21 protein-coding genes are annotated in these 24,923 nt (G+C 68.9%); 9 read left to right on the top strand and 12 right to left on the bottom strand.

The genetic code is table 11. The features are described 5' to 3' along the window. The 5 genes from ACE3SS_RS10525 to glpD form a co-directional block, all read right to left on the bottom strand. Window positions 1-148 (bottom strand): GTP-binding protein (locus tag ACE3SS_RS10525; protein ID WP_374593484.1); only part of this gene is annotated, 148 nt, incomplete at its 3' end. A 117-nt stretch (window positions 149-265) separates the two neighbouring features. Beyond that, a complete protein-coding gene (gene fusA / locus ACE3SS_RS10520) occupies window positions 266-2,371 on the bottom strand; it encodes an elongation factor G (protein WP_374593661.1) in 2,106 nt (701 codons plus the stop codon). Between the two features lie 81 nt (window positions 2,372-2,452). After that, entirely contained in the window at window positions 2,453-2,923 is a 471-nt protein-coding gene (gene rpsG, locus ACE3SS_RS10515; RefSeq protein ID WP_374593659.1) for a 30S ribosomal protein S7, read from the bottom strand. Window positions 2,924-3,121: 198 nt separating this feature from the next. Then, complete coding sequence (gene rpsL / locus ACE3SS_RS10510; protein WP_374593663.1) at window positions 3,122-3,499, bottom strand: 30S ribosomal protein S12; 378 nt, start codon at window positions 3,497-3,499, stop codon at window positions 3,122-3,124. A gap of 250 nt (window positions 3,500-3,749) precedes the next feature. Next, entirely contained in the window at window positions 3,750-5,342 is a 1,593-nt protein-coding gene (gene glpD / locus ACE3SS_RS10505; protein WP_374593657.1) for a glycerol-3-phosphate dehydrogenase, read from the bottom strand. 247 nt (window positions 5,343-5,589) lie between these two features. Here glpD and ACE3SS_RS10500 point away from each other — a divergent pair, with 247 nt between their 5' ends. From ACE3SS_RS10500 to ACE3SS_RS10490, 3 genes are all read left to right on the top strand, one after another. Further along, entirely contained in the window at window positions 5,590-6,390 is an 801-nt protein-coding gene (locus ACE3SS_RS10500; RefSeq protein ID WP_374593655.1) for a DeoR/GlpR family DNA-binding transcription regulator, read from the top strand. 30 nt (window positions 6,391-6,420) lie between these two features. Next, complete coding sequence (glpK, locus tag ACE3SS_RS10495; protein WP_374593653.1) at window positions 6,421-7,926, top strand: glycerol kinase GlpK; 1,506 nt, start codon at window positions 6,421-6,423, stop codon at window positions 7,924-7,926. Between the two features lie 164 nt (window positions 7,927-8,090). Continuing rightward, window positions 8,091-9,683, top strand: a complete 1,593-nt coding sequence (locus ACE3SS_RS10490; protein ID WP_374593651.1) for a methyl-accepting chemotaxis protein — start codon at window positions 8,091-8,093, stop codon at window positions 9,681-9,683. Between the two features lie 31 nt (window positions 9,684-9,714). Here ACE3SS_RS10490 and ACE3SS_RS10485 read toward each other — a convergent pair whose 3' ends face one another. Then, a complete protein-coding gene (locus tag ACE3SS_RS10485) occupies window positions 9,715-10,911 on the bottom strand; it encodes an aromatic amino acid transaminase (protein ID WP_374593649.1) in 1,197 nt (398 codons plus the stop codon). A gap of 135 nt (window positions 10,912-11,046) precedes the next feature. On the opposite strand from ACE3SS_RS10485, the gene ACE3SS_RS10480 reads away from it, so the two are divergent. After that, window positions 11,047-12,243, top strand: coding sequence for a GGDEF domain-containing protein (locus ACE3SS_RS10480; protein WP_374593647.1), 1,197 nt, complete (start codon window positions 11,047-11,049; stop codon window positions 12,241-12,243). Between the two features lie 25 nt (window positions 12,244-12,268). On the opposite strand, the gene ACE3SS_RS10475 is transcribed toward ACE3SS_RS10480, so the two are convergent. Together ACE3SS_RS10475 and ACE3SS_RS10470 are read right to left on the bottom strand one after the other, a co-directional pair. Further along, window positions 12,269-12,769 (bottom strand): glutathione peroxidase, encoded by a 501-nt coding sequence (locus ACE3SS_RS10475; protein WP_374593645.1) that lies wholly within the window; start codon window positions 12,767-12,769, stop codon window positions 12,269-12,271. Between the two features lie 118 nt (window positions 12,770-12,887). After that, window positions 12,888-13,820, bottom strand: coding sequence for a DMT family transporter (locus ACE3SS_RS10470; RefSeq protein ID WP_374593643.1), 933 nt, complete (start codon window positions 13,818-13,820; stop codon window positions 12,888-12,890). Window positions 13,821-13,939: 119 nt separating this feature from the next. Here ACE3SS_RS10470 and ACE3SS_RS10465 point away from each other — a divergent pair, with 119 nt between their 5' ends. Both ACE3SS_RS10465 and ACE3SS_RS10460 read left to right on the top strand, forming a co-directional pair. Continuing rightward, window positions 13,940-14,830: a hypothetical protein gene (locus ACE3SS_RS10465; protein WP_374593641.1), complete on the top strand. Its 891-nt coding sequence runs from the start codon at window positions 13,940-13,942 to the stop codon at window positions 14,828-14,830. Between the two features lie 17 nt (window positions 14,831-14,847). Further along, on the top strand, window positions 14,848-15,435 hold the full coding sequence (locus tag ACE3SS_RS10460; RefSeq protein WP_374593639.1) for a cob(I)yrinic acid a,c-diamide adenosyltransferase: 588 nt from the start codon (window positions 14,848-14,850) through the stop codon (window positions 15,433-15,435). A 12-nt stretch (window positions 15,436-15,447) separates the two neighbouring features. Here ACE3SS_RS10460 and yfcF read toward each other — a convergent pair whose 3' ends face one another. Together yfcF and ACE3SS_RS10450 are read right to left on the bottom strand one after the other, a co-directional pair. Further along, complete coding sequence (gene yfcF, locus ACE3SS_RS10455) at window positions 15,448-16,116, bottom strand: glutathione transferase (RefSeq protein WP_374593637.1); 669 nt, start codon at window positions 16,114-16,116, stop codon at window positions 15,448-15,450. A gap of 62 nt (window positions 16,117-16,178) precedes the next feature. After that, window positions 16,179-17,477 carry a septal ring lytic transglycosylase RlpA family protein gene (locus ACE3SS_RS10450; protein WP_374593635.1) on the bottom strand — a complete coding sequence of 433 codons (1,299 nt, stop codon included), beginning with the start codon at window positions 17,475-17,477 and terminating at the stop codon, window positions 16,179-16,181. Window positions 17,478-17,567: 90 nt separating this feature from the next. Here ACE3SS_RS10450 and ACE3SS_RS10445 point away from each other — a divergent pair, with 90 nt between their 5' ends. Further along, complete coding sequence (locus ACE3SS_RS10445) at window positions 17,568-18,848, top strand: MFS transporter (protein WP_374593633.1); 1,281 nt, start codon at window positions 17,568-17,570, stop codon at window positions 18,846-18,848. 24 nt (window positions 18,849-18,872) lie between these two features. On the opposite strand, the gene ACE3SS_RS10440 is transcribed toward ACE3SS_RS10445, so the two are convergent. Then, on the bottom strand, window positions 18,873-20,441 hold the full coding sequence (locus ACE3SS_RS10440; protein ID WP_374593631.1) for a methyl-accepting chemotaxis protein: 1,569 nt from the start codon (window positions 20,439-20,441) through the stop codon (window positions 18,873-18,875). A 238-nt stretch (window positions 20,442-20,679) separates the two neighbouring features. Here ACE3SS_RS10440 and ACE3SS_RS10435 point away from each other — a divergent pair, with 238 nt between their 5' ends. Continuing rightward, a complete protein-coding gene (locus ACE3SS_RS10435; protein ID WP_374593629.1) occupies window positions 20,680-21,954 on the top strand; it encodes an alpha/beta fold hydrolase in 1,275 nt (424 codons plus the stop codon). Between the two features lie 6 nt (window positions 21,955-21,960). Here the strand turns inward: ACE3SS_RS10435 and ACE3SS_RS10430 are convergent, their stop codons facing one another. Further along, on the bottom strand, window positions 21,961-23,052 hold the full coding sequence (locus ACE3SS_RS10430) for a hypothetical protein (RefSeq protein WP_374593627.1): 1,092 nt from the start codon (window positions 23,050-23,052) through the stop codon (window positions 21,961-21,963). 187 nt (window positions 23,053-23,239) lie between these two features. On the opposite strand from ACE3SS_RS10430, the gene ACE3SS_RS10425 reads away from it, so the two are divergent. Further along, window positions 23,240-24,923: UvrD-helicase domain-containing protein (locus ACE3SS_RS10425; protein WP_374593625.1), on the top strand; the 1,684-nt coding region annotated here is incomplete at its 3' end.

The following is a 24,923-nucleotide window of genomic DNA, read 5'->3' as shown; positions in this document are numbered from 1 at the left end:
TTTGATCGTAGGCCTTGGCTTCGCCGCCGAACTTGTTCGACAGCACCGTGGTGATCGCTGCGGTCAGCGTGGTCTTGCCGTGGTCAACGTGACCGATCGTGCCCACGTTCACGTGCGGCTTGGTCCGCTCAAACTTACCTTTTGCCATTTTGAATCTCCTGAATCAAAGAACAGTTGCCCGTGCGGGGGTTTAAGGTCTCCGTGAGCCTGCTTGCTCCCGCGCCACGGGCAGCGCAGGGCAGCTCACCGAAGACCGGCTTGAAAATTACTTGGCGCGTGCCGTGATGATGGCGTCGGCCACGTTCTTGGGAGCTTCAGCGTATTGCTTGAACTCCATCGTGTACGTGGCGCGGCCTTGCGTGGCCGAGCGCAGCGAGGTCGAGTAGCCGAACATTTCCGACAGCGGGACTTCGGCCTTGATGACCTTGCCGCCGCCGACCATGTCGTCCATGCCCTGCACCATGCCGCGACGCGACGACAGGTCGCCCATCACGGTACCGGCGTAGTCTTCCGGCGTTTCGACTTCGACGGCCATCATCGGCTCGAGAATCACGGGGCTGGCCTTGCGGCAGGCATCCTTGAAGCCCATCGACGCAGCCATCTTGAACGCGTTTTCGTTCGAGTCCACATCGTGGTACGAACCGAAGGTCAGGCGCACACGCACGTCCACGACGGGGTAGCCGGCCAGCACGCCGTTCGGCAGCGTGTCGATGATGCCCTTTTCAACGGCAGGAATGTATTCGCGAGGAACCACACCACCCTTGATTTCGTCGACGAACTCGAAGCCCTTGCCACCCGGCTCCATCGGCTCGACGGTCAGCACGACGTGACCGTACTGGCCCTTACCGCCCGACTGGCGAACGAACTTGCCTTCGACTTCGGTAACGGTCTTGCGGATGGTTTCGCGGTAAGCCACTTGAGGCTTGCCCACGTTGGCTTCCACGCCGAATTCGCGCTTCATGCGGTCGACGATGATTTCCAGGTGGAGCTCACCCATGCCGGAGATGATGGTCTGGCCCGATTCTTCGTCGGTGCGCAGACGGAAGGACGGATCTTCCTTGGCCAGACGGCCCAGGGCGATACCCATCTTTTCCTGGTCAGCCTTGGTCTTGGGTTCCACGGCCTGCGAGATCACGGGCTCCGGGAAGACCATCTTTTCCAGCGTGACGATGGCGTCCGGATCGCACAGTGTCTCACCCGTGGTCACTTCCTTCAGGCCCACGCAAGCGGCGATGTCGCCGGCCAGAATTTCGGAGATTTCTTCACGCTGGTTGGCGTGCATCTGCAGAATACGGCCGATACGTTCCTTCTTGCCCTTGATCGGGTTGAAGACGGAATCGCCCGACTTCAGCACGCCCGAATAGACGCGCACGAAAGTCAGCTGACCGACGTACGGGTCGGTCATCAGCTTGAAGGCCAGCGACGAGAACTTCTCGGAATCATCAGCCTTGCGGGAGGTGGGCTGCTCGTTGTCGTCCGTGCCAGCCACCGGGGGAATGTCCACCGGCGAGGGCAGGTAGTCGATCACGGCGTCCAGCATGCGTTGCACGCCCTTGTTCTTGAACGCGGTGCCGCACAGCATGGGCTGGATCTCGCAGTTGATGGTGCGAGTGCGCAGGGCCAGCTTGATGTCGTCTTCGGAGAGGTCGCCCTCTTCGAGGTACTTGTTCATCAGATCTTCGGTAGCCTCGGCCGCCGCTTCGATCATGTTTTCGCGCCACTTCTTGGCATCTTCCACCAGGTTGGCGGGGATGTCTTGGTAGTCGAACTTCATGCCTTGCGAGGCTTCGTCCCAGATGATGGCCTTCATCTTGAGCAGATCGACCACGCCCACGAAGTTTTCTTCGGCGCCGATGGGGATCACCACGGGCACCGGGTTCGCCTTCAGGCGCAGCTTCATCTGGTCATAGACCTTGAAGAAGTTGGCACCGGTACGGTCCATCTTGTTGACGAACGCCAGACGGGGCACCTTGTACTTGTTAGCCTGACGCCACACGGTTTCAGACTGGGGCTGCACGCCGCCCACGGCGCAATACACCATGCAGGCGCCGTCGAGCACGCGCATCGAGCGCTCGACTTCGATGGTGAAGTCAACGTGGCCCGGGGTGTCGATGATGTTGAAGCGGTGCTCGGGGTAGGACAGGTCCATGCCCTTCCAGAAGCAGGTGGTGGCAGCCGACGTGATGGTGATGCCGCGCTCTTGTTCCTGCTCCATCCAGTCCATGGTGGCAGCGCCTTCGTGCACTTCACCGATCTTGTGGTTCACGCCGGTGTAGTACAGGATGCGTTCGGTCGTCGTGGTCTTGCCAGCGTCGATGTGCGCCGAGATACCGATGTTGCGGTAGCGCTCGATCGGGGTCTTGCGTGCCATGAGGTCACTCCAGATTTGACCAGGCGCCGGATGTGCAGAGCACACCCGGACGCCCGTAGACAGCTTGCTGTCGGTGTAGGTTTAGAAGCGGAAGTGCGAGAAGGCTTTGTTGGCTTCAGCCATGCGGTGGACTTCATCGCGCTTCTTCATCGCGCCGCCACGACCTTCCGAGGCCTCCAGCAGCTCGTTGGCCAGGCGCTGGGCCATGGACTTCTCGCTACGCTTGCGGGCCGATTCCTTGAGCCAGCGCATGGCCAGCGCCATACGGCGCACGGGGCGAACTTCAACGGGAACTTGGTAGTTCGCACCGCCCACGCGACGGGACTTCACTTCGACCATCGGCTTCACGTTGTTCAGCGCAACGGTGAAGACCTCGAGGGGATCCTTGCCGGTCTTTTGCTCGACTTGCTCGAGGGCACCGTAAATGATGCGCTCGGCCACAGCCTTCTTGCCCGATTCCATGACGACGTTCATGAACTTGGACAGGTCAACCGAACCAAACTTCGGATCGGGCAGGATTTCACGTTTCGGTACTTCGCGACGACGAGGCATTTCTCTTCCTTTCAATGCTTCAGTTGGCTAGGTGGCACGCGACGCCAGCCTGGCCGCGGACGCTCATCAAGAGCCTCCACTTACTCAGCTCCCGGACAACCCGGAAACCGTTCAATGCCACAACCCGGAGCTTGCCGCCCGAGCGTGACGCGCCGATGAACCCCCAACCGGGGCGCCCACACGGCCTCTTGTGACCAATCAGGCCTTCTTCGGGCGCTTCGCGCCGTACTTCGAGCGAGATTGCTTACGGTCCTTGACGCCTTGCAGGTCGAGCGAACCGCGCACGATGTGGTAACGCACACCCGGCAAGTCCTTGACCCGGCCGCCGCGCACGAGCACCACACTGTGCTCTTGCAGGTTGTGGCCTTCACCGCCGATGTACGAGATGACCTCGAAACCGTTGGTCAGGCGCACCTTGGCGACCTTACGAAGCGCCGAGTTCGGCTTCTTCGGAGTGGTGGTGTACACGCGGGTGCAAACACCGCGACGCTGCGGGCAGTTCTGCATCGCAGGCGATTTGGATTTCGTGACTTCGACCTGACGACCAAAGCGCACGAGCTGGTTGATGGTAGGCATGATGACCTGTGTTTTCCGACCGTTGCCGGCCTGTTCCCGTTGATAAAAACCTTGGCAAAGCACTCCGCCACACGCTCTTCACGTGCCCGCCCGACTGCGGAAAACCCACAAATCGAACGAGAAAAGGCGGCCCTCGGCCAAACCGAAAAGCTTTCCATTGTATGCGGCGGTCGAACGGCCGCGCAAGTCGGAGCCGACCAAGCGGCGCCAGGCCGCTCGATTTGTCGCGCTTTCAACCCTGAGGCAGGTCTCAGGACGGCTCGCCAGACCGCGCAAACCAGGCCGCCACCTGCTCGCGCTCGGCGGGCTGCAGATGCAGGCCGAGCTTGCTGCGTCGCCAGAGGACGTCTTCGGCGCTGGTGGCCCACTCGACGTCGCGCAGGTAACGCAGCTCGGCCTCGAACACCCACGGCGCCACTTGCGCCCCTAAATCGGTGATGTCGGTTGCACCGCCCAGCACGCGCTCGATGCGCGAGCCATAGGCGCCGACGTAGCGGCGCGCCAGCGGCTCGGGCAGCCACGGATGGCGCCGCAGGACGCTCGCCAGGTAAGCGGCCCGCACACGTTCGGGATGCGAATCGACCGGCACCGCCCCTCCCCGCGCCGTCAATTGGTCGAGCAGATCGCCACCCGGCAGGCTGGCCGGCAGCGTCCAGGCCGGACGGCGCTCGCCGAGCATGCGCCCCACGTCGTCGGCAGCCTGCTCGGCCAGCTTGCGGAAGGTGGTGATCTTGCCGCCCCAGACCGTGAGCAGCGGACCACCACCCTCGGCATGCTGCTCGAGCACGTAGTCGCGCGTGACGGCCGCCGGGTTGCCCGATGCGTCGTCGAGCAGGGGGCGAATGCCGGAGAAGGTCCAGACCACGTCGTCCGGCCGCACCGGGTGCTGCAGGTAGCGGCTGGCCTGTTCGCACAGGTAGACCACCTCGGGGACCTCGATGGCCGCGCTGCCCGGGTGGCCCTGCAGCTCGACGTCGGTGGTGCCGATCAGCGTGAAGCGTTCTTCGTAGGGGATGGCGAAGATGATGCGCCCGTCGGCGTTCTGGAAGATATAGGCGTGGTCGCCCTCGAAGCACTTGGGCACGACGATGTGACTGCCCTTGACCAGACGCAGGTGCTTGGTCGCCAGGGTTTCACCCGCCACCGGCCGCGCCTGCTGGCGCAGGAAGGACTCGGCCCACGGCCCCGCCGCATTGACCAAAGCACGGGCCTGCACGCGCAACGCCGAGCCATCGCGCCGCACCAACTCGGCCCGCCAACCCTCGGCCGTGCGGGTGGCCGACTCGCAGCGGGTGCGGGTGAGGATGGTGGCACCGCGCTCCGCCGCATCCACAGCACACAACGCCACCAGCCGGGCGTCGTCGACCCAGCCGTCGGAATATTCAAAGCCGCGCGTGAAACGTGATTGCAGGGCCTGGCCAGCGAGGTGGCGACGCAGATCGACGCCGCTGGAGCCGGGCAACCACCGGCGGCGCGCCAGATGGTCATATAGAAACAGGCCGAGGCGGATCATCCAGGCCGGGCGCATGGCCGCGTCGTGCGGCATCACGAAGCGCAGCGGCCGCATGATGTGCGGCGCGCTGGCCAGCAGCACTTCGCGCTCGATCAGCGCCTTGCGCACCAAACCGAACTCGTAATACTCCAGATAGCGCAAGCCGCCGTGGATGAGTTTGGTCGACGCCGACGAGGTGTGCGAGGCCAGATCCTCTTTTTCGCACAGCACCACGCGCCAACCGCGCCCCGCCAGATCGCGCGCAATACCGGCGCCATTGATGCCGCCGCCCACCACGAGCACGTCGCAATGCAACTCGGATTCAACAGACGCAGCGGACGACTCGGACACGGCAGGCTCCTGAAAACAACAGCGGCGCCCCGAAAAGCGAAACAATACGAGCGCCAAAAATCGCCACTTTAGCCAGTTTTTCGCTTTCGCCGCCTGTCAATCACACATTTCGACGCGTCAATTAGGCAAATATCATCAAATCGATTCGTTTTGATTCGTTTAAGCTGACGCCCGGTGCCGAACGCGGCTGCTACAAGCCCGCGCGCCCCACCCCAACTCGCCCGTGTCCCCGTTTTTTTGATCCGTCATGACCCCGAACCCCCGACAAACCAAATTGCTGGACGAAGTGCGCGTCCGTGGCGCCGTGTCCGTCGAACGTCTGGCCGAGCGCCTGGGCGTGACGCTGCAAACCGTGCGGCGCGATGTGCAGCGCCTGGCCGAAGCGGGCCTGGTGGCGCGCTTTCACGGCGGCGTGAGCGTGCCGGCCAAGACCTCGTCGGCCGATGCCTGGCGCCAGCGCCAGAGCACACGCTCCGAGGGCAAGACGCGCATCGCGCAGGCAGTGGTGGCGGCCATTCCGGACGGCAGCTCGCTGATGCTGGGCGTGGGCACCACCGTCGAAGCGGTAGCGCGCGAGCTGAGCGTGCGCCGCCGGCTGCATGTGGTGACGCACAGCGTGCACGTGGCCAACATCCTGGCCGAACACCCCGACTGCCGCGTACACCTGGCCGGCGGGCTGCTGCGCGCGCGCGACCGCGGTATCGAAGGCGAGATCGCGGTGGACTTCATGCGGCAGTTCAAGGTCGACTTCGGTCTGATCTCGGCCGTGGGTCTGGACGCCGACGGCAGCCTGCGCGATCAGGACTACCGCGACCAGAAGATGCTGCACGCGGTGATCGAGCAGTCGCGCGAAAGCTGGTTGCTGGTGGACGTGAGCAAGTTCCACCGCCCCGCCATGATCGAGATCGGTCGGCTCAACCAGGTCGACCGCGTGGTGACCGACGCCCCGCCGCCGCCGCCCTTCCCCGAGTTGCTGGAGCAGTTGAACGTGGCCCTGACGGTCGCGAGCACTGAACACATCGAGGCCATCAATCCGTCGGCCAGCTGAGCCGCCCACCCTTCAACCGGACGCGCCACCATGACCACCCCCACCAGCCACATCCTCGCCCTCGACCAGGGCACGTCCAGCTCGCGCGCCATCGTGTTCGACCGCGCCGGCCGCATCGTGGCCATGGCGCAGCACGAGTTCCGGCAGATCTTTCCGCAGCCGGGCTGGGTCGAGCACGACGCCAACGAGATCTGGGCCTCGCAGTTGCAGGCGGCGCGCGAGGCCATCGAGCGCAGCGGCGTGGCGCCGGCCGCCATCGCCGCGCTGGGCATCACCAACCAGCGCGAGACCACCGTCGTCTGGAACCGCGCGACCGGCCAACCCATCGCGCACGCCATCGTCTGGCAAGACCGCCGCACCGAGCCGCTCTGCGCCGAGCTGCGCGCGCAAGGGCTGGAGGCCACGGTGCGCGCCAAGACGGGGCTGGTGATCGACGCCTATTTCAGCGGCACCAAGCTGCGCTGGCTGCTCGACAACGTGCCGGGCGCGCGCGCCGCCGCCGAGCGGGGCGAGCTGGCCTTCGGCACGGTGGACAGCTGGCTGGTCTGGCAGCTCACCGGCGGGCGCGTGCACACCACCGACGTGAGCAACGCGGCGCGCACGATGCTCTTCAACATCCACACCAACCAGTGGGACGACGAGCTGCTCGCGGCGCTGGGCATTCCGCGCGAGCTGCTGCCCGAGGTGCACCCGTCGAGCCACGCCTTCGGGGCGACGGCGCACGACGTGCTGGGCGCGAGCATCCCGATCGGCGGCATCGCGGGTGACCAGCAGGCCGCGCTGTTCGGCCAGGCGTGCTTCAAGGCCGGCCTCGCGAAGAACACCTACGGCACCGGCTGCTTCATGCTGATGCACACCGGTGCGCAGTTTCAAACCTCGCACAACGGCCTCATCACCACCGCCGCCGCTCAGCCGCACGCGCAACCCGAGTACGCGCTGGAAGGCAGCGTGTTCATCGGCGGCGCGGTGGTGCAGTGGCTACGCGACGGCCTGCGCGCCATCCGCGCCAGCAGCGAGGTGCAGGCGCTGGCCGAGAGCGTGCCCGACGCCGGCGGCGTGATGTTCGTGCCGGCCTTCACCGGACTGGGCGCGCCGTATTGGCAGCCGCACGCCACCGGCACCATCGTGGGCCTCTCGCGCGGCAGCACGGTGGCGCACATCGCCCGGGCCGCGCTCGAATCGATCGCCTTTCAAAGCGCCGCGCTGCTGCAGGCCATGAGCCGCGACGCGGTGGCCAACGGCGGGGCGGCCGTGAGCGAGCTGCGCGTGGACGGCGGCGCCTGCGTCAACGACCTGCTGATGCAGTTCCAGGCCGACCTGCTGGGCATTCCGGTGGTGCGGCCCCAGGTGATCGAGACCACGGCGCTGGGCGCGGCTTACCTCGCGGGCCTGGCCACGGGCGTCTACAACGACCTGACCGAGCTGGCAAGCCACTGGCGCGCCGAACGCACCTTCGTGCCGGTGATGTCGCGCGAACGGGCCGCCGAGCTGATGGGCCGCTGGGAACACGCGGTGCGGCAGGCCACGCTGGCCTGATCGACCATAGCGGGGCAAGGCGCGGGCCTGCCGCGAGATTGGGCCGCGAATCGCTGCCTTTTCTTCGCGCCGAAACAGCGCCAAGCCGCTCAAGATGCCGATTGCGAACATGCGTCGCCGCGCTGCCCGCGCGCGCCGCGCCGCCCAATCGGAGCGAACTCATCATGAAGAACTGGATCCGGCAGACCTCGCTGGTGACCAAGCTGCGCGCCACCGCCCTCGGCACGGTGCTGGTCGTGCTGACCCTGTGCGGCTACCTGCTGTGGATGACCTACGTGCACAGCCGCGACGACCGCCTCACCGCCACGCGGCAGGCCGTGCAGACCGCCTACTCGGTGCTGGTCTGGGCCCAGGGCCTGGAAGCCTCGGGCGCGCTGAGCCGCGAGCAGGCGCAAGCCCAGGCGCGCGCCGCCATCAAGGAGATGCGCTACTCGGGCAACGAATACTTCTGGCTGCAAGACACGCAGCCGCGCATGGTGATGCACCCGATCAAGCCGGAGCTTGATGGCAAGGATCTGTCGGACATGAAGGACGCCGACGGGGTCTACCTGTTCAAGGAGTTCGTCCGCGTCACGCAGGCGAGCGGCGAGGGTTTTGTGGATTACCTCTGGCCCAAGCCGGGGCACAACACCCCGCAACCCAAGCAGTCCTACGTGATGGCCTTCAAGCCCTGGGGCTGGGTGATCGGCTCGGGGGTGTACATCGACGACCTGCGCGCCACCTTCTGGACGCGGCTGGCGCAGTTCGCGCCCATCATGCTCGCCGCGACGGCGCTGCTGTTCTTCATCATCAACAGCCTGGCCTACTCGATCACGCACCGGATCAAGCGCGCCGTCCACCTCGCCGAATCCATCGCGTCGGGCAACATCCAGCAGGAGGTGCGCTTTCGGGTGAAGGATGAAATCGGCTCGCTGATGTTGTCGCTCAAGCGCATGTGCGACAGCCTCAACGACACCGTGGGCCGCGTGCGCCACAGCGCCGACAGCATGGCCACCGCCAGCGCCGAGATCGCCGCCGGCAGCCAGGACCTGAGCGTGCGCACCGAGCAGACCGCCGCGCGCCTGCAGCAAACCTCGTCGTCCATCGTTTCGCTCACCAGCCGCGTGAACGAGAACAGCGACGCCTCGCGCACCGCCAACCAGCTGGCCGACTCGGCCCGCAGCGCCGCCTCGCGCGGTAGCGACGTCGTGGCCCAGGTGGTGAGCACGATGGATGACATCAACCACAGCTCGCGCAAGATCGCCGACATCATCGGCGTGATCGACGGCATCGCCTTCCAGACCAACATCCTGGCGCTCAACGCCGCCGTCGAGGCCGCCCGCGCCGGCGAGCAAGGCCGCGGCTTCGCCGTGGTGGCCAGCGAAGTGCGCAGCCTGGCGCAACGCAGCGCCAACGCGGCGCGCGAGATCAAGAGTCTGATCCTCAGTTCGACCGAGCGGGTCGAGACCGGCTCGAAGCTGGTGCAGGAAACCGGCAGCGTGATGAACGACATCCTCGACAGCGTGCGCCGCGTCACCGACGTGATCGGCGAGATCAGCACCTCGGCCGCCGAGCAGGCCAGCGGCATCGGCACGGTCAGCCAGGCCGTGACGCAACTCGATGGCATGACGCAGCAGAACGCCGCGCTCGTCGAACAGTCGGCCGCCGCCGCCGCCAGCCTGCAAGAGCAGGCCCGCACGCTGGCCGAGGTGGTGGCGCGCTTCCGGCTGCTCGATCAGGCCTCGGTGGATCTGATGGCGGACGAGGATTCCCGCTAGGCGCAAGGCCGCCCGGCTCACGCCCCCGGGGTCAGCCCCCGAGCACCGCCGCGAACGCGCGGGCCACCTGCTCGACGTTGCCGCTGTTGAGCCCCGCCACGCACATGCGCCCCGAGCGCAGCACGTACACGCCGTGTTCGGCGCGCAAGCGCTCGACCTGCTCGGGCGTCAGGCCGGTGTAGCTGAACATGCCGCGTTGCGTGATGAAGTAGCGCAGATCCCGCCCCGGCAGCTTGGCCGCGAGCACCTCGTGCAGCTTGCCGCGCATGGCCTGGATACGCACGCGCATCGCGCCCAGCTCGTCGGCCCACAGGTTGTGCAGCTCGGCGTCTTGCAGCACGCGCGCGACGATCTGGCCGCCATGGATCGGCGGGCTCGAATAGTTGCGACGCACGCAGGCCATCAGCTGGCCCAGCACCAGCTCGGCCTCGGCCCGCGTCGGGCAGACCACGCTCAGGCCGCCGCAGCGCTCGCCGTAGAGCGAGAAGTTCTTCGAGAACGAGTTGGCGACGAAGAAGCCGATGCCCGCGTCGGCCAGCGCGCGCAGCGCGTAGGTGTCGTCGACAAGGCCGTCGCCGAAGCCCTGGTAGGCGATGTCGAGGAAGGGGATCAGCCCGCGCTCGCGCATCAGCGGGATCAGCTGGTTCCACTGCGATTGCGTGAGATCGACGCCGGTCGGGTTGTGGCAGCAGGCGTGCAGCAGCACGATGCTCTTGGGCGGCAGTGACTGCAGCGTGTCGAGCATGGCGTCGAACTTGAGGCCGCCGGTGGCCGCGTCGTAGTACGGATAGGTGTGGACCGGGATGCCCGCGCCCTCGAACATCGCGCGGTGGTTGTCCCACGTGGGGTCGCTGACCCACACCGAGGCGTTGCCGAAGAAGCGCTTCAAGAAGTCCGCCCCGATCTTGAGTGCGCCCGAGCCGCCAAGCGTCTGGATGGTGGCGATGCGCCCGCTCGTCACGGCCTCGTGCCCGGCGCCGAACAACACCTGCTGCACGGCCTGGCGGTAGTTGGCGGCGCCGCTCATGGGCTGATAGGGCTTGGGCCCGAGCTGCTGCAGCAGCGCCGCCTCGGCCTGGCGCACGGCGGCCATCACGGGCAGGCGGCCGGCGTCGTCGAAATAGATGCCGATACCGAGGTTGACCTTGGCCGCGCGCGGGTCGGCCTGGAACTGCTCGTTGAGCGTGAGGATGGGGTCGCCGGGGTAGGCATCGACGTGTTCAAACATGGGGAGCGTCCTGATGAGGTGGGCGCCCGATTATCGAAGCTCGGCGCGTTCACCTCTGGCCCCTCAAGTTGTGACAACAGACTGCCGAAGTTGTCGATATCGAGTCACATCGCCTCTTTCGACGCCGTCCATCCGATGTCCGCCACCGCCCCCCCGTCACGGCCTTTGCCGCCACCGGCTGCCGCGCCCGTCGAGGCCAGCGCGGCCTGGGTGCGGCCCAGCCCGACGCGGCGCCTGCTCGGCGCGCTGGGCGACCTGGCGCTGAGCCCCGACCGCAAGCAGCGCATCCGCATCAGCCGCTCGCTGATCTCGATGCTGGTCTACGTGGTGTGCGTGCTGATCACCGGCTACGGCGCCGACAACGGCCTGGTCGAGCCCGGCCCGGTGCACCACTTGCAGATCGGCCTGGTGAGCTGGATCGTCGTGGTCTACACCTGCTTGCGCAGCGGCTTCAACGAGCGCTTTGCCGACCCCGCTCTCACGCTGCCGCAGATCCTGGGCGCGCAGGTCTGGATCGCCTGGTCGTACGTCGCCTGCGCGCCGTTTCGCGGCGCCCTGATGATGCTGCTGGCGCTGGTGCTGGTGTTCGGCATCTTCAACCTCAACCGGTTGGGCCGGCGCGTCACCAACATCTACACCGTGACCCTGCTGGGTTCGGTGATGGGTTGGATGGCTTGGCACGACCCCGCGCACTACCCACCCAAGGTCGAGTTCGCGCACTTCGTGCTGATGGCGACCATCCTGCCGGTGGTGTCGATGCTGGGCGCGCAGCTCAGCGACATGCGCTCCAAGCTCAAGCGGCAGAAGAACGAGCTCACCGAGGCGCTCGCCCGCATCCAGGAGATGGCCACGCGCGACGAGCTGACCGGGCTGTACAACCGCCGCCACATGAACGAGATGCTGCAGCAGGCCATCAAGCAGATGGAGCGCTCGGGGCAAACCTTCAGCCTGTGCGTGATCGACCTCGACCACTTCAAGCACGTCAACGACAACCACGGCCACGGCGCGGGCGACGAGGTGCTGCGCAACTTCGCCCGGCTGGCGCGCCAGACGCTGCGCGAGACCGACGCGCTGGCCCGCTGGGGCGGCGAAGAGTTTCTGATGCTGCTGCCCGAAACCCGCCACGAGCAGGGCCTGATCGGCATCCAGCGGCTGCGCGACCGGCTGCGCGAGCTGGTGGTGGTGGACCACCTGCCGGACTTGCGCGTCACCTTCTCGGCAGGGCTCACCGAATTTCGCGGCGGCGAGACCATCGAGCAGGCCGTCGAGCGGGCCGATCAGGCGCTCTACCAGGCCAAGGCCGGCGGGCGCAACTGCACGCGGCTGATTTAGCCCCGCCGCCCCGGGGCTCGCGCGGTCAAGCGAGCGCGGCGGCGATGTCGCGCTGCAGGTCGGCCGGCTTGTCGGTGGGGGCGTAGCGCTTGATGACCTGGCCGTCCTTGCCCACCAGAAACTTGGTGAAGTTCCACTTGACGGCCTTGGTGCCCAGGATGCCCGGCGCCTCGGCCGTGAGCCACTTGTAGAGCGGGTGCGCGCCGCCGCCGTTGACCTCGATCTTGCTCATCATCGGGAAGCTCACGCCGTAGTTGAGCGAGCAGAACGACGCGATCTCGTCCGCGCTGCCGGGGTCTTGCCCGCCGAACTGGTTGCACGGAAAGCCCAGCACCACCAGGCCCTGGTCGGCATGGGCCTTCCAGAGTTTTTCAAGGCCGTCGAACTGCGGCGTGAAGCCGCATTGGCTGGCCGTGTTGACGATCAGCAGCACCTTGCCGCGGTAGTCGGCCAGGCGCACCGGCTGGCCGGTGATCGACACGGCCTCGAAGTCGTGGACGCTGCTCGGGGTGCTGGAAGGGCTCATGCTGGGTGGCGCCACGGGCGCGTCGAAAAGTCGGACAAGCGCCGCATGCTAGACCCGTCGCGAAAGCCTGCGGGCCGGGTGGGACTCTGCGATTTCTGCTAAGCGCGCGCCGGGCGCTTCAGCTGCCGGCCCAGCTCTGCCAGGCCGCGAGCGCCGCCGAACCCATGATGAGCGCGCCGCCCAGCAGCAGCCGCGAATGCAGCACCTCGCCGCCCCACCACACCGCCGACGCGGCGGCGAAGAGCACCTCGGTGAGCATCACCACCGAGGCCGTGTTGACCGGCAGATGCGACGCCCCGTATTGCAAGGCCAGGTTGCCCGCCACGAACACCAGCCCCATGCCCAGCGCCCCGAGCATCCACCCGGGCGCCGGTGCGGGCGGCCAGGGCAAGGCTCCTTGCAACGCCAGCGCGCCCCCCAGCACGCAGGGCAGCATCCAGCCGCCCATGAACATCGCCGCGGCGCGCGCCTGCGGCAGTTGCTCAGCCTCGCGCCGCAACCACACATTGGTGAAGGCAAAGCCGATGCCGCCCAGCACGCCCAGCGCGTCGGGCAGGCTGCCGAGCTGACTCCAGGCGGACTGCGCCGCCGCCCCGGTGGGCCACAGCACCAGGGCCGCGCCCACCAGCCCGAGCAACACGCGCAGCAGACCGCTGGGCGTGATGCGCTCGCCCAGCATGGCGCGCGCCAGCAGCACCGCCCACAGCGGCATCAGATAGAACAGCAGCACCACGCGCACCACCGCGCCGGTGCTAACGGCCCAGTTGAACGCCGCGTTGGTCACGCCCGAGGCCGCCGCCAGCACCCACAGCGCCGGCGAGCCGAGCAGCACGCGCGCCACCTGCGGACGCCACCACAGCATCAAGGCCGCGCCGAGCATGAAGAACGAGGCCGTGGCCCACAGCGGATGCAGCCCGGCCTCGTGCAGGCGCCGCAACGGCCACCACGACACGCCCCACACGCCGGCGTTGAACACCAGCGCCAGCAAGGGCCCGGTCGAGAGATGGGCGTGGCGAGCAGGCGCGGCGGCGGAAGGGGGCGACGAGGTCATGTCGTGAGATTTGAACGGCGCCCGATTGTCGTTGAGCGCTGGTGCGTTGATCTGGAGCGCGGGCCTGTCGGCGCGCCTCATAATCGACCGCGCTCGAAGCGTTCAACCCGGGAGGCAACATGGCCCCGCTCGTCGTCATCACCCCGGCGCAGGTGCTCGACACCCGCGCGCCGCGCGACTTCAGTCTCTACCCGCGCAAGTTCCTGGCCGCGGGCGACTCGTGGTTCTCGATCGGCGCGCTGAACCTCGCCAAGCAGTCGAACCTGCTCTACGAGATGGAATTCAGCAGCACCTGCGCGGTCGTCCACTGCGGCTCGCCGGGTGACTCGCCGAGCCGACTGGACGACCGCGCGCGCGACCCCTGCTTCATGGCGCTGCTGACCGGCCGGCAAGCCCGGCGCTGGGACGGCCTGCTCATCTCGGGCGGCGGCAACGACCTGATCCTCGCCCTCGGCACCACGCCCATCGGCACCCCGCCCCGGCAGCGCCTGCTGCTCACGCAACCCGAGTGGGGCGACGCGGGCCTGGGCACCGACCGCTACATCAGCGAAGACGGCTGGGCCGCGTTCGCCACCTACATCCGCGCCAACCTCGACGACCTGATCAAGCTGCGCGACAGCGGCATCAACCACGGCGTGCCGATCTTCATGCACACCTACGCCTACCTGACGCCGCGCCATGCCCCGGCCGTGCGCGGCACCAAGGCCTGGGTGGCGCCGGCCCTGCACGACCACGGCATCCCGCCGGCCGACTGGACGGCCACCTGCCACAACCTGCAAGGCCGCCTGGCCGACCTGCTGCTGGCCTGCGCCGGCGACCAGCGCCGCTACCCCAATCTGCACGTGTTCGACACCACCACCGTGCCGCTGCTGCCGGCCTCGCCCAGCAGCACCGGCGAGAGCGGCGACTGGATGAACGAAACGCACCTCGCCTGGCGCGGCTACGAGAAACTCGCGCTGCCCTGGGCGCGCGGCATCGAGGCCGTGCTGCAACGCGCCGCGCCCGTCTGACGCGCCACAATCGCCGCATGGAAAACCGCCTCTCCCGCATCGTCACCCGCAGTGGCGACGATGGCACCACCGGCCTGGCCGATGGCACCCGCCTGCCCAAGAGCGCGCCGCGCGTGCAAGCCCTGGGCGACGTCGACGAGCTCAACTCGCAGCTCGGCCTGCTGCTGTGCGAGCCGCTGCCCGACGCCGTGCGCGAGTTGCTGATCGACGTGCAGCACGAGCTCTTCAACCTCGGTGGCGAACTCGCCATGCCGCAAGCCACGTTGCTCGCCGAGTCGGCCGTGAGCCGGCTCGAAACGGCCATCGAGACGCACAACGCCGCGCTGCCGCCGCTGCGCGAATTCATCCTGCCCGGCGGCACGCGCGGCGCCGTGCTGGCGCATGTGGCGCGCACGGTGGCGCGCCGCGCCGAGCGCAGCGTGGTGGCGCTCGGCCTGGCCGAACAGACGAGCCAGCAGACAGGCAGCGCGCAGCGCCACTACCTCAACCGCCTGAGCGATCTGCTCTTCGTGCTGGCCCGCGTGCTCAACCGCGCCAACCTCGACGGCCGGGGCGGCGACGACGTCTACTGGCGCAGCGAGCGGCTGCAAAAAAGACCGGGCTGAGGCGCGGCGCGGTCAGGTGCGCGGCGCCTGGCTCCGCGCCTGCCCCAGCGCCAGCCAGCGCTGCACCGAGGGCCGCGCCCACTGGCCGCGGGCGTAGCGCGCCAGCACCTCGGGCACCGCGTCGCCGCCGAACACGAGGCGGTTGAGCATCAGGGCCAGATCGGTGTCGGCCACGCACCACGCGCCGAACAACTGCGCGCGGCCGTCGCCCAGCAGGTGCAGCGCGGCGGCAAAGAGCTTGTCGGCGGCGGCCCGCGCGGCGGCACTCAGCGGCGGCGCCGGCGCCCGCTCGAACACCACGGTGGTCGCTCGCTCCTCGCGGATCGGCATCAGGTCGGATCGCAGCCAGGCCTGGATCTGCCGGGCGCGGGCGCGGTCTTGCGCGGCGGCCGGCAACAAGGCGGCGTGTTGCGGCGGCGCGAAGACGTCTTCGAGGTATTCGGCGATGGCGCTGGACTCGGTCAACGCGAAATCGCCATGCATCAGCATCGGCACCCGGGCGGTCAGCGAGGGCTGTGCAAAGGGCGCCTGCTGTTGCTGGCCGGCGGCCAGATCGACCGTGGCGAGATCGAAGTTCAAGCCTTTTTCAAGCAAGGCCACGTAAGCCGAGAGGGCGTAGGGGCTGTGGAAGTGGCTGTCGACGAACAAGCGCAAGTTGCCGGAGGGGGAGGGTGCGGTCACGATGCGGGCTCCTGAGTCGAGGTCAACAAATTGCCACCGGCCTGGTCGGCGACGCCACCGGCTCAGCGCCGCTCGACGATCACCGGCACGAGGCTGAGCACCTCGCGCACCTTGCGCGCCACGCTGCGGGCTTCGTCGCGGGAGGCGTAGGGGCCGGCCTGCAGGCGAAAGATCGAGGCCTCGCTGAAGATGGCCAGCAGCGGACTGAGCACGTCGTATTCGCTGGCCACGCGGCGCTGGAAGTTCTCGGCGCCCTCGCGTTGCCTGAAGGCGCCCAACTGCACCCAGAAGCCCTGCGCGTCCGCCGTGTAGGCGCGGGCGCGCTGCTCGGGCGGCAGATCGGGCGCGGGGCTGGCCGGGCCAACCGCCGGCAGGGCCGCGCTGCTGACCTCGGCCGACGCCACCGCGCCGGGGCGAACGCCTGCGTAGCCGGACGCCGCGTAGTCGGCGACCTTGCCGCGCGTGCTCGGCTGCACCGCGTACACCTCGCTGTTGCTGGCGGCGGGCCCGTCGGTCGGGCGCAGATCGGGCGGCAGCGCCGAGGCGACGCTGGAGCCCGAGGGGCGCGGCAGCGTGGCCGGCGCCACCAGCGCGGCCACGGCCTCCTTGCCCTGCGGCTGCACGAGCACCGGCGCAGTGGGTGGCGCGACGGCGGCCACCGGCGCCACCCCGGCGCCCGGCGCCTCGGCCACCGTCGGCACCACATCGCGGCGCCACGCGCCGGTGCGGATGTCGGCGAACGTGAGCCGCTCGATCTCGACCTGCGCCGTGCCGCCGCCGAGCACGCCAAGCTTGAGCGCGGCGGTGTAGCTGAGGTCCATGATGCGGTCAGAGTGAAAGGGCCCGCGGTCGTTGACGCGCACGATCACCTCGCGCCCGTTGGCCACGTTGCGCACCCGGGCGTAGCTCGGGATGGGCAGCGTGCGGTGCGCGGCCGTCATGCCGTACATGCTGTAGACCTCGCCGCTGGCCGTGCGCCGGCCATGGAACTTGCGGCCGTACCACGAGGCCGAGCCGCGCTCGCGCCACGGCGCGTCGGCGGTCTGCGGCTCGTAGCTGCGGCCGAGCACGGTGTAGGGCTTGTTCGGGCCGCCGGGGCGGATGGGCTCGATGCGCGGCTCGGCGTCGGGCACCAGGGCCAAGTCGGACGGCGGGTTGTCGGGCGGCCCATCGCTGCCCGGCGGCAGGGGACGCGAGCGAGCCGGCGCGGTCGCCGTGGAGCCCGACGGCGCCGGGCCCGAGGCGCAACCGCCGAGCAGGGTCGCCACGGCGAGCAGCGCGACCCACGCGCGCCACGAAACACGCAGTGCCGGCGCACCCGCGCGCACCGCCCCAGCTCTGGTCAGACCGAACGCTTGCATGGCCCGCACGTTACCCCATGCCGCCCCGGGCTGACCAGGGGAATGCAACCGAGTGTGCGGCGGCGGGCAGCGGCGGGCTACGATGCCCGGATGTCCGCCTCGCCCCCGTCCCCCGGCCTCGCCCCCCGCCCCGCTCACGACGCCACCTGGCGCCGCGACGCCCACACCATCGGCCTGGTCGGCCTGGCCCACGGCACCTCGCACTTCTTTCACCTGCTGCTGCCGCCGCTGTTCCCCTGGCTGATTCGCGACTTCGGTTTCAGCTACGCGCAGCTCGGGCTGCTGGTGTCGGTGTTCTTCGCCGTCTCGGGTGTGGGGCAGGCGCTGGCCGGCTTCGTGGTGGACCGCATCGGCGCGCGCCCGGTGCTGTTCGCCGCGCTGGGCTGCTTCGCGCTGGCCGCGCTGGCCGGTGCCACGGCGCAAGGCTACGGCGGGCTGGCGCTGGCCTCCGCGCTGGCGGGGTTGGGCAATGCGTCGTTCCATCCGGTGGACTTCACCATCCTCAACAAACGCGTGTCCACGCCGCGACTCGGCCATGCCTTCTCGGTGCACGGCATCAGCGGCAACCTGGGCTGGGCCGCCGCGCCGCTCTTCCTGACCGGCCTGACGCACGCCAGCGGCTCGTGGCGCATCGCGCTGGCTGGCGCGGCTGCCTGGGCCGTGCTGGTGATCGCGGTACTGACCAGCCAGCGCGCAGCCATTGCCGACCGCGCCCCGGGCGAGCACGGCCCGGCCCACCACGCCGCCGCGCGCGGTGAGCACCCGCTGGCGTTCTTGAAGCTGCCCTCGGTGTGGCTGTGCTTCTCATTCTTCTTTTTCAGCACCTGTGCGCTCGCGGCCATCCAGAGCTTCGCGGCCCCGGCTCTGCACACGCTCTACGCCTTGCCGCTCGAAGTGGCCAGCCTGGTGGTCAGCGGCTACATGCTGACCGGTGCGGCCGGCATGGTGGTGGGCGGTTTTCTGGTGGCGCGGGTGACGCGGCTGGAGCGCATCATCTCGACCGCGCTGGTGGCGAGCGCCCTGGTGCTGCTGACGGTGGGCCAGCAGTGGTGGCCGGCCACGGCGGCAGGCGCCGGCACGGCCGCGCTGGTGCTCACTGCGCTGGCCGGCCTGGGCACGGGGCTGGCCGGGCCGTCGCGCGACATGCTGATCAAGCAGGCCGCGCCGCCGGGCGCGACCGGGCGTGTCTACGGCACGGTGTATTCAGGGCTCGACCTGGGCTTCGCGGTATCCGCCCCGCTGTTCGGCGCGCTGCTCGACCATCACCAGCCCGCCGGTGTGTTCGGCGGCGCCGCGCTGGCCCTGCTGCTGGGCGTGGCCTGCGCCGCGCTGGTGGGCGTGGGTGTGGCGGCACGCCGCCGAGCCGCTTGAGCCGCTCGACGTTCGACGCGTCGCTCAGACTTCGAAGAACTCGACCGATTCGACCAGCGTGCGCGCCTGCAGGTTGAGCGACTGCGCCGCGGCGGCCGCCTCTTCGACGAGCGCGGCGTTTTGCTGCATGGTGGTGTCGATGGCGCTGATGGCCTGACTCACCTGCTGCACGCCGGTCGACTGCTCGTGCGTGGCTGACGTGATCTCGGCGATCACGTCGCGCACCTGCTGCACGGCCTGCACCGCCTCGGCGATGGTCGAGCCGGCGTCGCTCACCAGATGCGAGCCACGCTCGACGCATTCCACGCTCGCGGCGATCAGCGACTTGATTTCCTTGGCCGCGTTCGCGCTGCGCTGCGCCAGCGCGCGCACCTCGGAGGCCACCACGGCAAAGCCGCGCCCCTGCTCGCCGGCCCGCGCCGCCTCGACCGCCGCATTGAGCGCGAGGATGTTGGTCTGGAAGGCGATGCCGTCAATCACACCGATGATGTCGGCGATCTTGCGCGAGCTGTCGTGGATGTCGTTCATGGTCTGCACCACGTTGCCGACCACATTGCCGCCGCGCTCGGCCACGTCGCACGCCCGCACCGCCAGTTCGCTGGCCTGGGTGGCGCTGTCGGCGCTGTGCTGCACGCCCTTGGACAGCTGCTCGATGGTCGAGGCCGTCTGCTGCAGATTGGACGATTGCATCTCGGTGCGGCTCGACAAGTCGAGGTTGCCCGACGCGATCTCGGCCGAGGCGTGCTGCACCTCGCTGGCCGCCGAGCGCACGCGCCGCACCACGGTCTGCAGGCTCTCGCTCATGCGTTGCAAGGCCGCCATCATCTGGGCCGACTCGTCAGCGCCCTCGACCCGGATGCGCGCCGACAAATGACCATCGGCCACCTGCGCGGCCACGTTCACCGCCGACAGCAGCGGCCGGGTGATGCTGCGCCAAACCAGCCACGTCGCGAAAGCGCTCAGGCCCAGCGACAGCACGAACACCGCGCCGAACACGGCCAAGGCCGTTTGCTGCCGCGCGCGCGCCGTGGCCAGTTCCCGGTCGAGGTGAGCCTGCGACGCCTTCAGCACATGGGCCACGATGGCATCGATCTGCTGCTTCGGCGGCCGATCGATGCCCTTGACCAAGCCATCGACGACATGCGCGCTCTGATCGGCATGCGCGCGGTCGTAATGCGCCAACGCGGCCTGGTATCTGGACAGCAACTCGGCATGCGTGCCCAGCGCCGCATCCACCTCGTCCGCATTCAGGCCCAGCCGCCCGAACAGCCCGCGCAACTCGGTCAGTTTGGCGCGCGTGGCGTCGCCTTCTTTCAAAAAACTATCGCGATACTTGTTGTAGGCCGCCTCGTCGGCGCCACGCAGCAACAGGTCTTTCCACTCTTGCACCTGGATTTTGAACGTGACCTGCGCGGCCCGCGCCACGTCCACCGCCGACTGCGCCACGCGCGCGTCGTCCGCCAAGGCGTCGAGCTGGCCGGTGCCGGCGGCGATGGCGTGCGCCGCCCACGTCACCAGCAAGGCCATCATCAACATCAACGCCGCAGCTAGTGCCGCGATGCGCGCGCCGATCGTCCATCGATTGAGCGTCATACCGATCTCCCGTGTTGCCGCGAGCAACCAACCGTGTGGGCCGGGTGGATCAGCGAGCATCGCCGGGCGCCGTGAGGGCCCGGAGCGCGATCTGGCCGGCAGTTCGCACACTATCGGCACGAACACCGCCGGCAATTAGCGAAAAAGTTCACGCATTGCCCGTCAATTTCCAAAACGACCCGCAGCGCGACCCCTTGGGCACAATCGGCAGACTCGCTGAAACCGCCCCGCCCCCACCATGAGCCAGACCCCTCCCCCCACCGGCCCCGACTTCGGCTTCGACCACGACTTCGAGCGCGGCATGCGCAACCGCCGCGCCGCCATGAGCGACCCGTTCGTCGACCGCGCCATCGGCCAGTCGCACGCCTTCAACGCCGATTTTCAAAACTTCATCACCCGCTACGCCTGGCACGGCGTGTGGGGCCGCCCGGGGCTGGACTGGAAATCGCGCCGCCTGATCGTGCTGGCCATCACCAGTGCCCTGGGCCGCTGGGAAGAATTCGACGGCCACCTGCGCGGCGCGCTCACCCCCGGCTGCGCCGGCGCCCTGACGCCCGACGAGGTGCGCGAGGCGCTGATCCAGTTCGCCATCTACGCCGGCGTGCCCGCCGCCAACACCGCCTTTGCCCGCGCCGCGACCATCTTGCGCGAGCTGGGCCACGAGCTGGCGCCGCGCACCGCCGATCTGTCCACGCACACCGGCGTGGGCCGCTCGGTGTTCACGCGCAGCCGCCCCAAGCTGCACGCCACGGTGCGCGAAGCCCGCAACGGTGCCGCGCGCCACACCATCGTGCTGAGCCACTCGCTGGGGCTGGACGGCTCGATGTGGGACGCGCTGGCCAACGAGCTGGCCGCCGAGCACCGCGTGATCTGCCCCGACACGCGCGGCCACGGCCGCAGCGAGATCCCGACCGGCGCGCTCACGTTGGCCGATCTGGCCGAAGACGCCGCGCGCCTGATCGACGAGCTGTGCGACGGGCCCGTGGTCTGGGTCGGCATCTCGATGGGCGGCATGATCGGGCAGGAGCTCGCGCTGCGCCACCCTGGCAAGGTGCGCGCGCTGGTGCTGGCCAACACGTCGAGCCAATACCCCGAGGCCGGCCGACTGGCCATGGACGAACGCCTGAGCGCGGTCGAGGCGGGGGGCCTGAGCGCTGTGAGCGCCAGCTCGCTGCAACGCTTTTTCAGCCCGGCCTTCCAGGTGGCGCAACCCGCCGCCGTGGCGCGCACCCAGCGCCTGCTCGAAGCCTGCGACCCCGACGGCTACCGCGCCTGCCTGGCCGCCGTGCGCGACACGCACACCACCGACCGCCTGGGCCACATCAAAGTCCCCACCTTGGCCATTGCCAGCTCGCAAGACGAAAGCACGCCGCCCGCGATGGTCGAGGCGGTGGCGCGCGGCATCGCCGGCGCGCGACTGGTGATGCTGCACGGCTGTGCCCACCTCAGCGCGCTGGAGCAGCCCGCCGAGTTCGCCGCCGCCGTGCGCGAGTTCGTGGCCCGGCTGGGCTGAACGCCGTCAGGCGCCGAGCGCGCCGCTGAGCTGCAAGGCCGCCGCGGCCTGCAAGGGCAGGTAGACGACCTCGACGTCGGTGTCGCTGTTGACCCGATCGACCAGGAAGCTGCCCGGCAGCCGCACGGCCTGGGCCACGCGGTTGAGATGCTCGACGAAATGCGCGTCGAACCCGCCAGCCTCGTCCGCGTAGTCGAACTCGAACGGCACCCCATTGGCCTGGAAGCTCACGCGCAAGAGGTTGTCGCCCCCCGGCGTTTCGACGGCGCGCAGACGGCAGCCCTGCAGCTGCAGATCGCCCGCGCTGATGCGACCGAGCGCCGCCCAGCAACCGGCGTAATCGGCCAGCGCCACCTCGCCGTCGCGCGGCGCGGCCGACACCTTCGACAACGCGCAGCAGCGCTGCGGCGCCAGCAGGCGCAACCAGTCGCCCACGCCCAGCCCGCTCAGCGCGGCCCGCGCGGCGGCCTCGCGCGCCTGCTGGCCACGGCGCCGCAGCGCGGTCTGGTAGCAGGCCACCAGATCGGCCTCGTCGGCCGGTCGCTCGACGCGCACCCCGTTGGCCGCCAGCAGCTCGGCCAGCAGCTGCGCCCGCCGCAGCGCCGGCCGCGCGCCAAGGCCCGACAGGCGCTGCACCCACGACGCGAGCTCGGCGCCGGCGTCCAGCCCCGCCTCGCGCAGCCCGCGATGCATCACCTGCTCGCGCCGGCCCTCGAGCTGGATCAGGCCGACCACGCAGTCCCACCACTCGTTGAAGGTGGCCGCGTCGGCGGGCGCCTGACCACGCCGGCGCGGGTCGTGCAGCACGTCGTCGAGCACGGCCTCGAGCACGCGGCGCACGCCGTCGAGCTGGTGGCGGCTCGGCACGCGCGTGGCGTGCAGCAGCGCGGCGATGCGCTCGTCGAGGTAAGCGGCGTAGGACGATTGTTCGAGCGCCCCGGCATGCGCCGCGAGCCGGGCCCAGGCGGTGGCGCTGTCGGGGGTCTGGGCGCGCAGCATCAACTGCCGCATGCGGCTGCGCAGATCGCCGGCGTGCGCCGTGACCGCCCGGATGCCGGGCGCGGCCAGGGCCACCGGCCTGGGTTCGAGCTGACTCATGTTGTTGTTGCGTCTGGTGGGTGCATGGTCGGCTCCCTGTGCCCGACCATCTGAGTGCCTCGCGCGACCGAGGTCGCCAGCATGGGGCTGATTGTGGCGCGTTGCTCGAAATCAATCAGGCATCGCCGCCCCGGACTTGCCCTATGCTGCCTGCCGTTCGTCGTTTCCGTGTGAAGTTGTTCGCCCCATGTCCGCGCCCCCGTCCACCCTCAACCCGGCCCAGATGGCCGCCGTGCAGCATCTCGAAGGCCCCTGCCTGGTGCTCGCTGGCGCGGGCTCGGGCAAGACCCGCGTGATCACGCACAAGATCGCCCGGCTGCTCGAACGCGGCCCCGGCGCCGAGCTGGCGCCGTCGCAAATCGCCGCCATCACCTTCACCAACAAGGCCGCCGCCGAAATGCGCGAGCGCGCCAAGAGCCTGGTGGGCCCCAAAGCGGCCAACAAGCTGGTGATCTGCACCTTCCACGCGCTGGGCGTGAAGCTGCTGCGCGAAGACGGCGCGGCGCTCGGGTTCAAGCCGCAGTTCTCCATCCTCGACAGCGACGACGTGCTGAGCATCCTGCGCGACGCCGGCGCCACCACCGACGCCAACCTGGCCCGCCGCTGGCAATGGCAAATCAGCCTCTGGAAGAACCAGGGCCTGACCAGCACCCAGGCCGAAGCCCAGGCACAGGACGACGACGAGCGCGTGGCGGCCCGCGTGATGCGCTTGTATGAAGAGCGCCTGGCCGCCTACCAGGCGGTGGACTTCGACGACCTCATCAGCCTGCCCGTCAAGCTGCTGGCCGAGCACGACGCGGTGCGCGCCAAGTGGCAAAAGCAGCTGCGCCACGTGCTGGTCGACGAATATCAAGACACCAACGCCCAGCAGTACGACCTGCTCAAGCTGCTGGTCATACGTGACGACGGCGACGCCGCGCGCTTCACCGCCGTGGGCGACGACGACCAGTCGATCTACGGCTGGCGCGGCGCCACGCTCGACAACCTCAAGCGCCTGCCGCAGGACTTCCCGGCGCTCAAGGTGATCCCGCTGGAGCAGAACTACCGCTCCACCAGCGCCATCCTGCGCGCGGCCAACAACGTCATCCAGCTCAACCCCAAGCTCTATCAGAAGACGCTCTGGAGCGAGCTCGGCGAGGGCGAGCCGATCCGCGTGGTCGAGGCCGACAACGAAGAGCACGAAGCCGAGCGGGCCGTGGCACGCATCCAGGCCCTGCGCGGCGGGGCCGACGCCGGCGCCGCAATCAGCAACACAACCAGCGGCACCGTGAGCGTCAACTGGAGCGACTTCGCCATCCTCTACCGCGCCAACCACCAGGCGCGCATCTTCGAGCAAGCCCTGCGCCGCGCCAACATCCCCTACAAGGTCTCGGGCGGGCAGAGCTTCTTCGACCGCGCCGAGATCAAGGACCTCTGCGCCTGGCTGCGCCTGCTGGTCAACAACGACGACGACCCCGCGTTCTTGCGCGCCATCACCACGCCCAAGCGCGGCATCGGCCACCAGACGCTCGGCAGCCTCGGCGAGTTCGCCAGCAAGTGGAAGGTGAGCCTGTACGAAGCGCTGTTCGCCGAATCGCTCGGCTCGTCGCTCAGCAGCCGCGCCATCGCCGGGCTGCACGAGTTCGGCCGCTACTTCGCCGACTTCGAATACCGCGCCCGCCACACCACCGGCGCCGAAGACGCCAAGGCGCTGCTGCTCGAATGGCTGAAAGATATCGGCTACGAGAAGCACCTGTACGACGGCGAAGACAGCGAGAAGGTCGCCGCCGCGCGCTGGACCAACGTGCTCGACTTCGTCGACTGGGTCGCCAAGCGCTGCGGCGGCGAGATCGACACCACCGGCGGCATGACCACCGAGACCGAGCGCAAGA

Origin of the sequence: Aquabacterium sp. (genome assembly GCF_041915145.1) — a bacterium.
GTDB lineage: Bacteria > Pseudomonadota > Gammaproteobacteria > Burkholderiales > Burkholderiaceae_C > Aquabacterium.
This window is presented reverse-complemented; position numbering and strand designations above follow the sequence as displayed.

Bases quoted from the DNA above. Each gene is read 5' to 3' on its own strand.
- fusA (WP_374593661.1), bottom strand. From the start codon at position 2,371: ATGGCACGCAAGACCCCGATCGAGCGCTACCGCAACATCGGTATCTCG.
- rpsG (WP_374593659.1), bottom strand. From the start codon at position 2,923: ATGCCTCGTCGTCGCGAAGTACCGAAACGTGAAATCCTGCCCGATCCG.
- rpsL (WP_374593663.1), bottom strand. From the start codon at position 3,499: ATGCCTACCATCAACCAGCTCGTGCGCTTTGGTCGTCAGGTCGAAGTC.
- ACE3SS_RS10500 (WP_374593655.1), top strand. From the start codon at position 5,590: ATGACCCCGAACCCCCGACAAACCAAATTGCTGGACGAAGTGCGCGTC.
- glpK (WP_374593653.1), top strand. From the start codon at position 6,421: ATGACCACCCCCACCAGCCACATCCTCGCCCTCGACCAGGGCACGTCC.
- ACE3SS_RS10490 (WP_374593651.1), top strand. From the start codon at position 8,091: ATGAAGAACTGGATCCGGCAGACCTCGCTGGTGACCAAGCTGCGCGCC.
- ACE3SS_RS10485 (WP_374593649.1), bottom strand. From the start codon at position 10,911: ATGTTTGAACACGTCGATGCCTACCCCGGCGACCCCATCCTCACGCTC.
- ACE3SS_RS10480 (WP_374593647.1), top strand. From the start codon at position 11,047: ATGTCCGCCACCGCCCCCCCGTCACGGCCTTTGCCGCCACCGGCTGCC.
- ACE3SS_RS10475 (WP_374593645.1), bottom strand. From the start codon at position 12,769: ATGAGCCCTTCCAGCACCCCGAGCAGCGTCCACGACTTCGAGGCCGTG.
- ACE3SS_RS10470 (WP_374593643.1), bottom strand. From the start codon at position 13,820: ATGACCTCGTCGCCCCCTTCCGCCGCCGCGCCTGCTCGCCACGCCCAT.
- ACE3SS_RS10465 (WP_374593641.1), top strand. From the start codon at position 13,940: ATGGCCCCGCTCGTCGTCATCACCCCGGCGCAGGTGCTCGACACCCGC.
- ACE3SS_RS10460 (WP_374593639.1), top strand. From the start codon at position 14,848: ATGGAAAACCGCCTCTCCCGCATCGTCACCCGCAGTGGCGACGATGGC.
- ACE3SS_RS10450 (WP_374593635.1), bottom strand. From the start codon at position 17,477: ATGCAAGCGTTCGGTCTGACCAGAGCTGGGGCGGTGCGCGCGGGTGCG.
- ACE3SS_RS10445 (WP_374593633.1), top strand. From the start codon at position 17,568: ATGTCCGCCTCGCCCCCGTCCCCCGGCCTCGCCCCCCGCCCCGCTCAC.
- ACE3SS_RS10440 (WP_374593631.1), bottom strand. From the start codon at position 20,441: ATGACGCTCAATCGATGGACGATCGGCGCGCGCATCGCGGCACTAGCT.
- ACE3SS_RS10435 (WP_374593629.1), top strand. From the start codon at position 20,680: ATGAGCCAGACCCCTCCCCCCACCGGCCCCGACTTCGGCTTCGACCAC.
- ACE3SS_RS10430 (WP_374593627.1), bottom strand. From the start codon at position 23,052: ATGAGTCAGCTCGAACCCAGGCCGGTGGCCCTGGCCGCGCCCGGCATC.